This window comes from Streptomyces sp. TN58 (assembly GCF_001941845.1).
In the GTDB taxonomy this organism is placed as follows: domain Bacteria; phylum Actinomycetota; class Actinomycetes; order Streptomycetales; family Streptomycetaceae; genus Streptomyces.
Genome location: NZ_CP018870.1, coordinates 903,339 through 917,445, shown reverse-complemented (window position 1 = coordinate 917,445; position 14,107 = coordinate 903,339). Strand labels below are relative to the sequence as shown.

At 74.0% G+C, this 14,107-nt stretch carries 10 protein-coding genes and 1 pseudogene; 2 read left to right on the top strand and 9 right to left on the bottom strand.

The features are described from left to right. Window positions 1–21: 21 nt before the first annotated feature. The 4 genes from BSL84_RS04225 to BSL84_RS04210 form a co-directional block, all read right to left on the bottom strand. Window positions 22–1,803: an ABC transporter ATP-binding protein gene (locus BSL84_RS04225; protein ID WP_030027522.1), complete on the bottom strand. Its 1,782-nt coding sequence runs from the start codon at window positions 1,801–1,803 to the stop codon at window positions 22–24. Further along, a complete protein-coding gene (locus BSL84_RS04220; protein WP_075969835.1) occupies window positions 1,800–3,701 on the bottom strand; it encodes an ABC transporter ATP-binding protein in 1,902 nt (633 codons plus the stop codon). The genes BSL84_RS04225 and BSL84_RS04220 overlap by 4 nt, the downstream gene beginning before the upstream one ends. A gap of 160 nt (window positions 3,702–3,861) precedes the next feature. Continuing rightward, window positions 3,862–6,795, bottom strand: coding sequence for an FAD-binding and (Fe-S)-binding domain-containing protein (locus BSL84_RS04215; protein ID WP_075969834.1), 2,934 nt, complete (start codon window positions 6,793–6,795; stop codon window positions 3,862–3,864). A 40-nt stretch (window positions 6,796–6,835) separates the two neighbouring features. Further along, a complete protein-coding gene (locus BSL84_RS04210; protein ID WP_030030409.1) occupies window positions 6,836–7,288 on the bottom strand; it encodes a MarR family winged helix-turn-helix transcriptional regulator in 453 nt (150 codons plus the stop codon). Between the two features lie 133 nt (window positions 7,289–7,421). Between BSL84_RS04210 and BSL84_RS04205 the strand changes: the two genes are divergently transcribed. Then, on the top strand, window positions 7,422–9,284 hold the full coding sequence (locus BSL84_RS04205; RefSeq protein WP_045322518.1) for an ABC transporter ATP-binding protein: 1,863 nt from the start codon (window positions 7,422–7,424) through the stop codon (window positions 9,282–9,284). Window positions 9,285–9,347: 63 nt separating this feature from the next. After that, window positions 9,348–10,235, top strand: coding sequence for an endolytic transglycosylase MltG (gene mltG, locus BSL84_RS04200; RefSeq protein ID WP_075969833.1), 888 nt, complete (start codon window positions 9,348–9,350; stop codon window positions 10,233–10,235). Window positions 10,236–10,252: 17 nt separating this feature from the next. On the opposite strand, the gene BSL84_RS04195 is transcribed toward mltG, so the two are convergent. The 5 genes and pseudogenes from BSL84_RS04195 to BSL84_RS04175 form a co-directional block, all read right to left on the bottom strand. After that, a complete protein-coding gene (locus BSL84_RS04195; RefSeq protein WP_075971965.1) occupies window positions 10,253–11,332 on the bottom strand; it encodes an NAD(P)-binding domain-containing protein in 1,080 nt (359 codons plus the stop codon). Window positions 11,333–11,384: 52 nt separating this feature from the next. Next, a pseudogene (locus tag BSL84_RS34595) lies at window positions 11,385–12,007 on the bottom strand (cytochrome P450); the annotation flags it as partial. A 33-nt stretch (window positions 12,008–12,040) separates the two neighbouring features. Further along, window positions 12,041–12,736, bottom strand: coding sequence for an HAD family hydrolase (locus tag BSL84_RS04185; protein WP_078849037.1), 696 nt, complete (start codon window positions 12,734–12,736; stop codon window positions 12,041–12,043). Window positions 12,737–12,791: 55 nt separating this feature from the next. Continuing rightward, window positions 12,792–13,271: an Lrp/AsnC family transcriptional regulator gene (locus tag BSL84_RS04180; RefSeq protein ID WP_030027502.1), complete on the bottom strand. Its 480-nt coding sequence runs from the start codon at window positions 13,269–13,271 to the stop codon at window positions 12,792–12,794. 37 nt (window positions 13,272–13,308) lie between these two features. After that, window positions 13,309–14,100, bottom strand: coding sequence for a YoaK family protein (locus BSL84_RS04175; RefSeq protein WP_234363405.1), 792 nt, complete (start codon window positions 14,098–14,100; stop codon window positions 13,309–13,311). Window positions 14,101–14,107 lie beyond the last annotated feature (7 nt).

Here is a 14,107-nt window from a genome sequence, read left to right as displayed (position 1 = left end):
CGGACCCCGCCGCCGCGGGGATCAGCCGTGCCAGGAACGCCACAGCGCCGCGTACGCCCCGTCCGCCGCGACCAGCTCGTCGTGCGAGCCGAGTTCGCTGATCCGGCCGCCCTCGACCACCGCGATGACATCCGCGTCATGGGCCGTGTGGAGCCGGTGGGCGATCGCGATGACCGTACGGCCGTCCAGCACCCGGGCCAGTGAGCGCTCCAGATGCCGGGCCGCCCGCGGGTCCAGCAGCGAGGTGGCCTCGTCCAGTACCAGCGTGTGCGGATCCGCCAGTACCAGCCGGGCCAGCGCCACCTGCTGGGCCTGCGCCGGGGTGAGCGCCGTACCGCCGGAGCCGACCTCGGTGTCCAGGCCGTCCTCCAGCGCCCGGGCCCAGCCGTCCGCGTCCACCGCGCCCAGCGCCGCCCACAGCTCGGCGTCCCCGGCGCCCGTCCGTGCCAGACGGAGGTTGTCGCGCAGCGACCCCACGAACACGTGGTGCTCCTGGTTGACCAGGGCCACGTGCTCACGCACCCGCTCCGCCGGCATCCGCGACAGCCGGGCCCCGCCCAGGGTGACCTCGCCCGCACGCGGCTCGTAGATGCCCGCGAGCAGCCGCCCCAGGGTGGACTTGCCCGCGCCCGAAGGGCCGACCAGCGCCATCCGGGTGCCCGGCGGTACCGACATCGACACCTGGTGCAGGACGTCCACGCCCTCCCGGTAGCCGAATCGGACGTCCTCGGCCCTGACGTCCCGGCCGTCGGGCGCCACCTTCGCGTCCCCGGCGTCCGGTTCGATCTCGCGCACACCCACCAGGCGGCCCAGTGACACCTGGGCCACCTGGAGTTCGTCGTACCAGCGCAGGATCAGGCCGATCGGATCGACCAGCATCTGCGCCAGCAGCGCACCCGTGGTCAGCTGACCCACCGACATCCACCCCCGCAGCACGCAGTAGCCGCCGATCAGCAGCACCGAGCCGAGGATCGTCACGAAGGTGACGTTGATGACGGGGAACAGGACGGTCCGCAGGAACAGCGTGTACCGCTCCCACGCCGTCCACTCCCTGATCCGACGCTCCGACCGGGCGATCCGCTCCGGCCCCAGGCGGTGCGCCTCGACCGTGCGGCCCGCGTCCACCGTCTCGGTGAGCACGGCCGACACCGCGGCGTAGCCCGCCGCCTCCGACCGGTACGCCGAAGGCGCCCGCCGGAAGTACCAGCGGCAGCCGATCACCAGCACCGGCAGCGCGACGAGCGCGGCCAGCGCGAGCGGCGGCGCGGTCACCGCCAGGGCGCCGAACAGCAGCCCCGCCCACACGACGCCGATGGCCAGCTGCGGCACGGCCTCCCGCATCGCGTTGGCCAGCCGGTCGATGTCGGTGGTGATCCGCGACAGCAGGTCGCCGGTGCCGGCCCGCTCCAGCACGCCCGGCGGCAGCCCCACCGACCGCACCAGGAAGTCCTCGCGCAGGTCGGCGAGCATCTCCTCGCCCAGCATCGCCCCGCGCAGCCGTACCAGCCGCACGAAGCAGGTCTGCACGGCGAGCGCCAGCGCGAACAGCAGCGCCATCCGCTCCAGATGCAGCTCGCGCGCCCCCGCCGCGAGATCGTCCACGACCCGGCCCAGCAGGTACGGGCCGACCATGGAGGCGATCACCGCGACCGCGTTCACGCCCACCAGCACCAGGAAGGGCCGCCGGTGGCGCCGGAACAGGTCGCGCACGTAGCCCCGTACCGTTGCCGGAGTGCCGACGGGCAGTGTCGCGGCCGTTTCGGGGGCAGCCGGATCGTATTCCGGCGGCGCCACGCCGATCATGCGGATTCCTCGATCTCTGTGAGTGCTTCTTCCAGCTCCGTCAGTCCAAGCCCGGCGAGCCGCTGCTCCTCGTCGGTCTCGCGGGTGACCACCTCCCGGTAGAGCGGCTCGCGGTGCAGCAGCTCGCGGTGGGTGCCCACCGCCGCCACCGTGCCGCCGTCGATCAGCACGACCCGGTCCGCGCGGTCCAGCAGCAGCGGCGAGGACGCCAGTACGACCGTGGTCCGTCCGCCGCGCAAGGCCGCGATCCCGTCCGCGATCCGTGCCTCGGTGTGCGAGTCGACCGCCGAGGTCGGTTCGTCGAGCACCAGCACCTCCGGGTCGGTGACCAGGGACCGGGCCAGGGCCAGACGCTGCCGCTGGCCGCCGGACAGGGACCGGCCGCGCTCGGTGATCCGGGCGTCCATGGGGTCCTCGACCCCGTCCGGCGCCGACTGCAGCAGCGCGTCCAGTACGTCCGCGCACTGCGCCGCCGACAGCGCGGCGCCCGCGTCGACCGCCCCGGAGGCCGGCACGTCGAGCAGCTCCCGCAGCGTCCCCGACAGCAGCACCGGATCCTTGTCCTGTACGAGGACCAGCCTGCGGGCGGTGTCCAGTTCGAGTTCGTCCAGGGCGACCCCGCCCAGGAGCACCGAAGGGCCGTCCTCCGCCTCCCGGTCGCCGCCGCCCCCGTCTGCGCCGCCGCCCCCGTCTGCGTCCCCGTCCCGGTCCGCGGCGCGCTGCTCCTCCATGGCATGGCCGCCGAGGCGTTCCGCCAGCCGGCCGGCCAGGTCCGGGTCCCCGCACACCACGGCGGTGAACCGGCCGGCGGGCGCCAGCAGTCCGGTCCGCGGGTCGTACAGGTCCCCGCCCGCGGCCGGCTCCCCGGCCGGCTCCGCCTGCTCGGTGCGCTCCGCCGGATCCGTCCGGGTCAGCGACAGCACCCGGGCCGCCCGCTTCGCGGAGGGCCGGGAGAAGGAGTACGCCATGGCGATCTCCTCGAAGTGCCGCAGCGGGTAGAGCAGCGTCGCCACCGCGCTGAACGCCGCGACGAGTTCACCCACCGCGATGCGCCCGTCCAGGGCCAGCGAGGCGCCGTACCAGACGACCGTGATCATCAGCAGTCCCGGGAGCACCACCTGGATGGCGGAGATCAGCGCCCACATCCGGGCGCTGCGCACGGCGGCCTTGCGGACCTCCTGCGACGCCTCGCGGTACCGGCCGAGGAAAAGCTCCTCGCCGCCGATGCCGCGCAGTACGCGCAGGCCCGCGACGGTGTCCGAGGCCAGCTCGGTCGCCTTGCCCGCCTTCTCCCGCTGGATGTCGGCGCGGCCGGTGGCCTTCGGCAGCAGCGGCAGCGAGGCCAGGGCGATCAGCGGCACGCCGACGGCGACGACCACGCCCAGCTCGGGTGTGTAGAACAACAGGCCGACGCAGACCAGGACGACGGAGAAGACGGCGGCGAGGAAGCGGGAGACGGCCTCGACGAACCATCCGATCTTCTCGACGTCACCGGTGGACACCGCGACCACCTCGCCCGCGGCGACCCGGCGCGTGAGGGCGGAGCCCAGCTCGGCGGTCTTGCGCGCCAGGAGCTGCTGTACGCGTGCGGCGGCGGTGATCCAGTTGGTGACGGCGGTGCGGTGGAGCATCGCGTCGCCGACCGAGATGGCCACGCCGATCAGGGCGAGCAGTCCGCCGGCGAGCAGCAGCCGGTTCGGCTCGCGGTCCACCACCGCGTCGATGCCCAGGCCCACGGTGTACGGCAGTCCGGCGACGCCGCCGAAGTGCAGCACTCCCCAGGCCAGGCTCTTGAGCTGTCCGCCGAGCTGACCACGTCCCAGCCACAGGAGGAAACGGGGGCCGGAACGAGCGTCGGGCACCCCCGGATCCGGATACGGAAGATCGCTGATCTGCATGACGCCCCATGACTGGTCGAGTGTTCCAAACCGTGCAAGGTTCGCCTTCGGCAACGGCGTCAGGCAATCGGTTTTCCGTCCGCCGGGGGCCGTGGGAGAGATGTTTGCGCACACGGCGGACCGCGCGATGCCTGGTGGCGGGGGTCGCGCACACCGGCGCTCACGGCCGGGTGGCGTGCTCCAGTTCGAGCAGGGCGGAGCGGTAGCGGCGTCCGGTGGCCCGTTCCATGCCGACCTCGCACATCCGGTTCGCCGACAGGTGCGCGTCGTAGTGCCGCGCCGTCACCTCCGCGGCCTCCCGGGCCGTCGCCGCGGCCGTCAGTTCCGGGTGCAGCATGCCCCGGTCGCCCGCGAAGGCGCAGCAGCCCGCGTCGTCCGGGACGACCACCTCGTCGGCGCAGGCCTCGGCGACGGCCCGGAGCTGTGCCTCGTCGCCCAGGTGCCGCATCGAGCAGGTGGGGTGGAGGACGGCCGAGCCGGCCGTGCGCCGGACCTCCAGGTGCGGCAGCAGTTCCCGCGCCGCCCACTCGACCGAGTCGACGACCCGCAACTGCGCGTGCAGCCCACGGTTGTCCGGCGTCAGGTACGCCGCCACCTCCCGCGCGATGCCCAGGGTGCAGGAGGAGGCGTCGACGACCAGGGGCAGCCGCCCGCCGCCCGTCCAGCCCCAGGCCGCCTCGACGATCCGGTTGGCCATCACCCGGTTCCCCTCGGCGTAGCCCTTGGAGTGCCAGATCGTCGCGCAGCAGGTGCCGGTCACGCCGCGGGGGATCCAGACCGGTTTGCCGGCCCGCTCCGACACGGTCACGAGCGCCTGCGGCAGCGACGGGCCGGGAGGGCCCGCCGGGCCGCCGAGGATCCGGTTGACGCAGGCCGGGTAGTACACGGCCGCCGCGCCCTGCCGTGATGTCGCGGGCAGTTTCCCGGCGGCGCCCGGCATCTGCGGAAGCCACCGCGGTACGAGGTCCGGCCGTACGGCCCTGCGCGCCGCCCCGGTGACCGCTGCCAGCAGTCGGTCCCGGACCCGGTCGGGGATCCGGCCGGCGGCTGCGACGGCCGTCCGGGCGGCGGCCTCGACGGCCCGGAAGCGCCGGGCGGCCAGTGCGGCGGCCGCCTCCTCGCGGGGACCGTGCCGGCGGTGGCGGAAGTCCTTCATCAGCGCCCCGGTGTCGATCCCCACCGGGCAGGCGAGCCGGCAGGCGGAATCGCCCGCGCAGGTGTCCACCGCGTCGTAGCCGTAGGCGTCGAGCAGTGCGTCCAGCAGCGGTGAGCCCGGTTGCTGGCGGACCGTCTCCCGGCGCAGCACGATGCGCTGGCGCGGAGTGGTCGTCAGGTCCCCGCTCGGGCAGGACGGTTCGCAGAACCCGCACTCGATGCACGGGTCGGCGACCTCCTCCACCCGCGGGATGGTCTTCAGGCCGCGCAGATGGGCCCGCGGGTCGCGGTCGAGGAGCACCCGCGGGGCGAGCACCCCGTGCGGGTCGACGAGCCGTTTGGTGCGCCACATCAGGGCGGTGGCCGCGGGGCCCCATTCCAGTTCCAGGAAGGGGGCCATGTTGCGGCCGGTGGAGTGCTCGGCCTTCAGGGAGCCGTCGAAGCGTTCCACGGTGAGCCGGCAGAAGGCCTCCATGAAGGCGCCGTACCGTTCGACGTCGGCCGGGTCGGCGGCGTCGAAGGCGAGCAGGAAGTGCAGGTTCCCGTGGGCGGCGTGACCGGCGACCGCCGCGTCGAAGCCGTGCTCCGCCTGGAGTTCGAGGAGCGCCGCGCACGCCTCGGCCAGCCGGGACGGCGGCACCGCGAAGTCCTCGGTGATCAGGGTGGTGCCGGGGGCGCGGGCGCCGCCGACGGCGGTGACGAAGGCCTTGCGGGCCTTCCAGTAGCCGTCGACGGTCCGCGGGTCGCTGGTGAAGCGGTTGGTGATCGAGGGCACCGGCGCGACCAGGTCGAGTCCGTCGAGGGCCGCTGCCGCCCGGCGCGCGCAGGCGTCCCGGCCGGCCGCGTCCGGCGCCCGGAACTCCACGAGCAGGGCCGTCGTCGTCCCGGGGAGGCGGGCCCAGTCGGCGGGCACCCCCTCCACGCTGACCGAGGCCCGCAGGGTGTTCGCGTCCATCAGCTCGACGGCCAGGGCGCCCGCCTCGTTGAAGCGGGGCACCGCCGCGGCGGCGGCGGGCAGCGAGGGGAAGAAGAGCAGGGCGGCGCACCGCTCGCGATACAGGGGGAGGGTGTCGAAGACGGTCTCGGCGATGAAACCGAGGGTGCCCTCCGACCCGACCATGAGGCCCCGCAGGATCTCCACGGGGGTGTTGCCGTCCAGGTAGGCGTCGAGCCGGTAGCCGGTGGTGTTCTTGATCTCGTACTTGGCGCGGATCCGGGCCGTCAGGGCGGGGTCGGCCTCGATCTCCCGCTTGATCTCCGTCAGCCCGCGGCACAGGGCCGGTTCGGCGCGCGCCAGTTCCTCGTCGGCCAGCGGATCGGCGGTGTCCACGACGGTGCCGCCGGGCAGCACGAAGGTGAGGGAGGACAGCGTGCGGTAGGAGTCGCGCGTGGTGCCCGCCGTCATCCCGGAGGCGTTGTTCGCGACGACCCCGCCGAGGGTGCAAGCCATGGCGCTGGCCGGGTCGGGGCCGAGGACGCGTCCGTGGCGGGCCAGTGCGGCGTTGGCCCGCAGCACGGTGGTGCCGGGCCGGACGCGGGCCCGCCGGCCCTCCTCCAGCACTTCGACGCCGGCCCAGTGGCGGCGTACGTCGACCAGGATGTCCTCGCCCTGGGCCTGGCCGTTCAGCGAGGTCCCGGCGGCGCGGAAGACGACCTCGCGCTGCCGGCCGCGGGCGTAGGAGAGGACCGCGGAGACGTCGTCGACGTCCTCGGCGATCACCACGGCCTGGGGCACGAACCGGTAGGGGGAGGCGTCGGAGGCGTAGCGGACCAGGTCGGAGACCTTCCACAGCACCTTGTCGGCGCCCAGCAGATCGGTCAGCTCGGTGCGCAGGGGCTCCGGTGTGCCGCCGGCCCGGTGCGCGGGCACCCGGTCGGGGGAGGGACCGCCGGCGCCGCGCGGGCGCAGCGCCCCCGGCTCCGGTTCCAGCAGCGGCATGTGGGACCCCTCGCCTCGTCGCGGCCCGCGGGTGGCCTGTTCAGCAGGTGCGCTCCGCCGGGGCGTCCGACAGGGCGTTCAGCAGGCCGCCGAGCACCTCGCGCTGGTCGGCGGTCAACGGAGCCAGGATCTCCTCCGCCGCGTCCGTCCGCGCGTTGCGCAGACGGCGCAGCGTGGCGCGTCCGCTCTCGGTGAGCTCGATCCGGATGACGCGGCGGTTCGCCGGGTCGGGCACGCGCCGTACGCACCCGGACGCCTCCAGGCCGTCGACGAGGGTGGTCACCGCGCGGGGGACGACCTCCAGGCGGGCGGCGAGGTCCGCCATCCGGGGTGCCTGCTCGCCCTCGTAATGCGAGACGAGGCGCAGCAGCCGACTCTGGGCGGGAGTGATCCCGAGCGGCACCATGTGGCGCTTCTGGATGCGGTGGAGCCTGCGCGTCAGGCGCAGGAGCTGCTCGGCGAGGAGGCGGTCGGTGTCGGAGGCGGAGCTCATGCGGGAACGATATCAGGACCCCGTTCATTGTGAGCATAGGTAACAATGACCTATGCTCCAATGGCACCGGACCCTCGCGGAGCCGGCTCCGTGAAGGCCTCGACCCCCGTCCCCGACCCCCGAGAGGGTGCCCATGCCACACGACGAACCGAAGTGGACGCCATCGAAAGACCCCCTCGATCCGACCCGGCCCGCCCCGGCGGAGCAGCCCCGCCAGCTGCGCCGGATCGTCGCGCTCTTCCGCCCCTACCGCGGCCGGCTCGCCGTCGTGGGCCTGCTCGTCTGCGCCTCCTCGCTGGTCGGCGTCGCCTCGCCGTTCCTGCTCAGGGAGATCCTCGACGTCGCCATCCCGCAGGGCCGTACGGGGCTGCTCAGCCTGCTCGCGCTCGGGATGATCCTCACCGCCGTCGTCACCAGCGTCTTCGGCGTGCTCCAGACGCTGATATCCACCACCGTGGGCCAGCGCGTCATGCACGACCTGCGCACCGCCGTCTACGCCCAGCTCCAGCGGATGCCGCTCGCCTTCTTCACCCGGACGCGCACCGGGGAGGTGCAGTCCCGCATCGCCAACGACATCGGCGGCATGCAGGCCACCGTCACCTCCACCGCGACCTCGCTCGTCTCGAACCTGACGGCCGTCATCGCCACCGTGGTCGCCATGCTCGCGCTCGACTGGCGGCTCACCCTGGTCTCGCTGCTCCTGCTGCCCGTGTTCGTGTGGATCAGCCGGCGGGTCGGCCAGGAGCGCAGGAAGATCACGACGCAGCGGCAGAAGCAGATGGCCGCCATGGCCGCGACGGTCACCGAGTCGCTCTCCGTCAGCGGCATCCTGCTGGGCCGCACCATGGGCCGTTCGCAGTCGCTCACCGCCGCCTTCTCCGCGGAGTCCGAGAAGCTCGTCGACCTCGAAGTGCGCTCCAGCATGGCCGGGCGCTGGCGGATGTCCACCATCGGCATCGTCATGGCCGCCATGCCCGCGCTGATCTACTGGGCGGCCGGCCTCGCCCTCCAGACCGGCGCCCCCTCGCTGTCCGTCGGTACCCTCGTCGCCTTCGTCACCCTCCAGCAGGGACTCTTCCGGCCCGCCGTGAGCCTGCTGTCCACCGGCGTGCAGATACAGACCTCGCTCGCACTGTTCGCCCGCATCTTCGAGTACCTCGACCTGCCGGTGGACATCACGGAGCGCGCGGAACCGGTCCGGCTGGAGCGCGCCAAGGGCGAGGTCGCCCTGGAGGACGTGCACTTCACCTACGACTCCGAGACCGGCCCGACCCTCTCCGGGATCGACATCACCGTCCCCGCCGGGGGCTCCCTCGCCGTGGTCGGCCCGACCGGCTCCGGCAAGAGCACCCTCAGCTACCTCGTGCCGCGGCTCTACGACGTGAGCGGCGGACGGGTCGCCATCGACGGGGTGGACGTGCGCGACCTCGACTTCGACTCGCTGGCCCGCTCCGTCGGGGTGGTCTCCCAGGAGACCTACCTCTTCCACGCCTCGGTCGCGGACAACCTGCGATTCGCCAAGCCGGACGCCACCGACGAGGAGATCACCGAGGCGGCCCGCGCCGCCCAGATCCACGACCACATCGCGTCCCTGCCCGACGGCTACGACACCCTCGTCGGTGAGCGCGGCTACCGCTTCTCCGGAGGTGAGAAGCAGCGCCTGGCCATCGCGCGCACCATCCTGCGGGACCCGCCGGTGCTCATCCTCGACGAGGCCACCAGCGCCCTCGACACCCGCACCGAGCACGCCGTCCAGCAGGCGATCGACCACCTGTCCGCCGGCCGGACCACCATCACCATCGCGCACCGCCTCTCCACCGTGCGCGACGCCGACCAGATCGTGGTCCTCGACGGGGGCCGCATCGCCGAGCGCGGCACCCACGAGGAGCTTTTGAAGGCCGACGGCCGGTACGCGGCCCTGGTCCGCCGGGACCGCGACGCGGCGCTCGCCCCCGAGCCGCCGGAGGACGCGCAGCTGGCCCCGGTGAACGTGTGACCATATGACCGGCGCACGGGCGGGGTGCCCGAAAAGTCGCGGTCCGCGGGTTAGCGTTCCGGCATGAGTCATGAGTACAGGCCGCCTCAGGCCCGATCCCGGCTCACCCGCCGGGGCCGACTGGCGCTCTTCCTCGGCGTCCTGCTCGCGACCGGAGCGGCGGCCCTGCTCCCGGTCCTGCGGGGCGGTGACGGGCCGGAGAAGCCACGTCTGCTGGTGATCCCCGAAGGCCGGCGTGCGGCGCAGGTGTCCTCCGCGGTCGACCGCGCCCTGGGCCTGGCGCCGGGGTCCGCGAAGTCCGCGGCGGCCACCGCCGGACTGGCCCTTCCCCCCGAGGCCAAGGGCAACCCGGAGGGGTACCTCTTCCCCGCGACGTACCCGGTCACCTCCGGGACCACCGCGGGCGCGCTCCTCGCCCACATGGTGCGCACGGCCAACGACAAGCTCGCCATTAAGGCGGTCGCCGACGGCGGCAGGGCCCACGGGATGACCCCGCACCAGACGGCGACCATGGCCAGCATCATCCAGGCGGAAGCCGAGACCCGTGCCGACATGGGCAAGGTCGCCCGGGTGGTGCACAACCGGCTCGCGAAGTCGATGCCGCTCCAGATGGACTCCACCGTCAACTACGCGCTGAACCGCAGCACCGTCGACACCACCCTGGACGACATCCGGATCGACAGCCCCTTCAACACCTACGAACGCCAGGGCCTCCCGCCCACGCCGATCGACAGCCCGGGCCTGGAGGCGATGGCGGCGGCGGTGGCGCCGACGCCCGGCGACTGGCTGTACTTCGTCACCGTCAAGCCGGGGGACACCCGCTTCTCGGCCACGTACGATGAGCACAGGAAGCACGTGGCGGAGTTCAACAGGCACCGCGCCGCCCACGCCGGCCCGCGCGCGCTGACGCCGCCTCAGGGAACTCCGCCACCTGCGCCACCGGGTCCTTGAGCTGCTCCTCCGCACGGTCAGGACGCCGGCAGCAGCGCGGGCCTTCCCCGGGCCAGCAGACGGCGGATCTCGCGGACCGCCGCGCCGCCCGCGCGGTTGGCGCCGATGGTCGAGGCCGACGGGCCGTAGCCGACCAGGTGGACCCGCTCGTCCCGGACTGCGCGGGTCCCCTCGACCCGGATACCGCCGCCCGGCTCGCGCAGGCGCAGCGGCGCCAGGTGGTCGACGGCCGCGCGGAACCCGGTGGCCCACAGGATGGCGTCAGCCTCCACCCGGCTGCCGTCCGCCCACACCGCCCCCGTGGGGGAGATCCGGGCGAACGCGGGCCTGCGGTCCAGGACCCCGGAGGCCAGGCCGGCCCGGACGGCCTCGTTCAGCGGCAGGCCCGTCACGCTGACCACGCTCTGCGGCGGCAGCCCGCGCCGCACCCGCTCGTCCACCAGCGCGACCGCGGCCCGCCCCTCGGCCTCGCCGAAGCCCCCGTCGCGGAAGACCGGCGGCCGCCGCGTCACCCATGTGGTCTCCGCCGCCACCTCGGCGATCTCCAGCAGGTGCTGGACCGCCGACGTGCCGCCGCCGACCACGATCACCCGTGCGCCCGCGAACTCCTGCGGACCCGCGTAGTCCGCGGTGTGCAGCTGGCGGCCGCGGAACGTCTCCTGCCCGGGGTAGCGCGGCCAGAACGGCCGGTCCCAGGTCCCGGTGGCGTTGATCAGGGCCCGCGCCGACCAGACGCCGGCCGAGGTCTCCACGCGCAGCCGTCCGCGGTCGCCCTCGCGTACGGCCGAGACGTCCACCGGGCGCCGTACGCGCAGCCCGAAGCGTTCCTCGTAGGCCGCGAAGTACTCCCCGACCACCTCCGCGGAGGGCCGCAGCGGGTCGGCGCCGGTCAGTTCCATGCCGGGCAGCGCGTGCAGGCCGTGGACCTTGCCGTAGGTGAGCGAGGGCCAGCGGAACTGCCAGGCCCCGCCCGGGCGGGGCGCGTGGTCGAGGACCACGTGGCCGAGCCCCGCCCGCGTCAGGTGGTACGCCCCGGACAGGCCCGCCTGCCCGGCGCCGATGACCACCACGTCCACGTCCGCTTCCGCGTCCCGCATCAGATCGTTCACGGTTCTACCAACTCGCGGGGGCCGCGGGATCTTCCCGCCGCTATGCGACCCCGGCGGGCCGGCGCAGCGTGGCCAGGACCGGCCGGTCGGCTGGAGCGTGAGGCCGGGGAAGACCCCGGCCCGCTCGCTCCCGCTGTCCAGGTGGAACCGCTGACCTAGCACCGCCAGTACGAGCGCGGCCTCCACCAGCGCGAACCGGGCGCCGAGCCAGGCCCGCGGCCCGCCGCCGAAGGGGAATCAGGCGTGCTCGGGCACCGGGTGCGGGGCGTCGTCGTCCCACCGCTCCGGCCGGAAGGCCTCCGGGTCCGGGAACCACCGCCGGTCGCGGTGCACCGACCAGGGGCTGGTCCACACCGACGTCCCCGCCGGCACCCGGCGACCGCCGAGCGTCGCGCCCCGCGTGGCCACCGCCGAGATCAGCCAGATCGGCGGATGGATCCGCAGCGTCTCCTTGCCCACCTGCCGGGTCCACGGGAGCCGCGCGTAGTCGTCGTACGCCGGCAGCCGACCGCCGAGCACGCGCTCCAGCTCCTCCGTGAGCCGGGCCCGGGCCCGCGGCGCCCCCGACAGCAGCTGCCAGGCCCAGGTCAGGGTGGTCGAGGTGGGCTCGTGCCCGCCGATGTAGAGGGTGATCGACTCGTCCCGCAGCTCCCGGCGCGACAGCGGGCCCGCGTGCCGCGCCCGGCCGGCCGTCCGTCAGACGGTCCCGCGTGCCGCGCGCGCGGAGCGTGCGGTCAGCCACCCGTACGCGGCGTCCGCGCTGAACTCCGCCTGCCCGCCCCGGAAGAGGAGCCCGGCCGACGCGAAGGCCGGGTCGTCCGCGATGTCCGGCGAGTACGGCACCACCACGCACTCCATGCCCGCGGCCACGGCCGCCCGCGCCCCCGGCGCCGCGTCCTCCACGACCACGCAGTCGGCCGGCTCGGCACCCAGCCGGCGCGCCGCCTCCAGGAACACGTCCGGAGCGGGCTTGCCCCGCGCGACCTCCTCGGCGGACACCGCCGTGGCCAGCAGGGCGTCCAGCCCGGTGCCCGCCAGTACGGCGTCGATCGCCTCACGCGAGGAGCCGGAGGCCACGGCCATGGGCGCCCCTTCGGCGTGCAACCGCTCGACGAGCGCCCGCATCTGCGGGAAGACCTCGGTCCCGGTCCGCGCGAGGTCGAGGTACGCGGCGTTCTGCTCGGCGAGCAGCTGCTCCACCGGCGCCGCGATCCCGTACCGGTCCCTGAGGATCTCCAAGGTCTCCAGCGTGCCGATGCCGATGAAGCGGGAGTGTTCCTCCCAGGTGAAATCGGGGACGCCGTGCCGCTCCAGGGTGCGGCGACCGGACTCGTAGTAGTTCGGCTCGCTGTCCACGAGGGTGCCGTCGAGATCGAATATGACGGAAGTCATCCGATTGCGCCCGCCCTGTCTGTGTCGTCCCGTTCTGGCCGTCCCGGTCATCCTGTCAGGTTTTGCGGGCGTTCCGTCCCACCGCTTCGACCAGCGGCAGCAACCGGTGCGGGACCCGCTCGCGCAGGGCCACCTCCGTCCGGGTGCGGACCACCCCGGGGAGCTGGATCAGCCGCTGGATCACATCCTCCAGATGGGCGTTGTCCCGGGCCGCGACCCGCGTCAGCAGGTCACCGCCGCCGGTGATCGAGAAGGCCTCGATGATCTCCGGTACGGCGGCCAGCGCGTCACCCACGTCGTCCAGATGGCCCTGCGTGACCTCGATGTGCACGAAGGCCAGCACCGGATGCCCCAGAGCCGCGGGAGAGAGCACCGGCCCGCTCCCGGTGATCACGCCCGTGCGCTCCAGCCGGTCCAGCCGGGCCTGGAGGGTGCCGCGCGCGACACCGAGGATCCGGGCGTACTCACGGACGCTGGTGCGCGGCTGCTCGATCAGCAGGCGCAGGATTCTGGTGTCGAGCTCGTCCACCGCCATGCCCGGACCTTACCAACGGCACAGGTCAGCGCGATCGTTACCGGCCGGCGGTCTGCCCCGTGTGCAGGGTCGGCTGCTTCCGGTAGGCGAGGCCCACCACCAGCACCGCCACCGCGCTCGGCAGCAGCAGCCAGCCCACGGCCCAGCCGGCCCGGATCAGCAGCGCCCCGAGCGCCCCGCCGGCGAACATGGCGAGAACGGACAGGCCGCGCAGCTTCCAGCCCGCCGTCCCGTACCCGTAGACGGCGTCGCGCCCCATGGCCGAGCCGCCGAGGAAGGCCGTCATGGACCGGGTGACCAGCGTCGTCGGCACCCCCGGCACGTTCGCCCGCATGATCGTGGTGTTGCGCATGCCCATCGCCAGCGCCAGCACCGCCATCACCGCCAGGTGCCGCGCGGTCGGCGACCCGTACTGCGGCGCCAGCCTCCAGGCCACGGCCGCGGCGGCCAGGACGAGCCCGGCCTCGACGAGCAGGCCCATGACGAACCAGCGCCGCCCGCGCGACTCCGTCACGGCCTCCAGATGGGAGCCGCACACCACCCCAAGGACGAACGCGGCCAGCGAGATCCCGGCGGGCAGCGTCGGCAGGTTCCCCGCCTGCGCGGCGCCGAAGGCCAGGAACAGCACGTTGCCCGTCTGCATCCCCGTGAAGGCGGGCCCGAGCCCCAGCAGGCTCACTGCCTCGACCACCCCGGTCACCGCCGTCAGGGCGACCATCAACGCCGGCATGTGCGGCGGGAGCCGCGAACCGGCCGTCGCGGCGGCAGTGCGCTTCTCGTCCATGACGCCCGACAGTGACACGCCCGCCGGGTCCCGCGGTGCCGACATGCCGGAA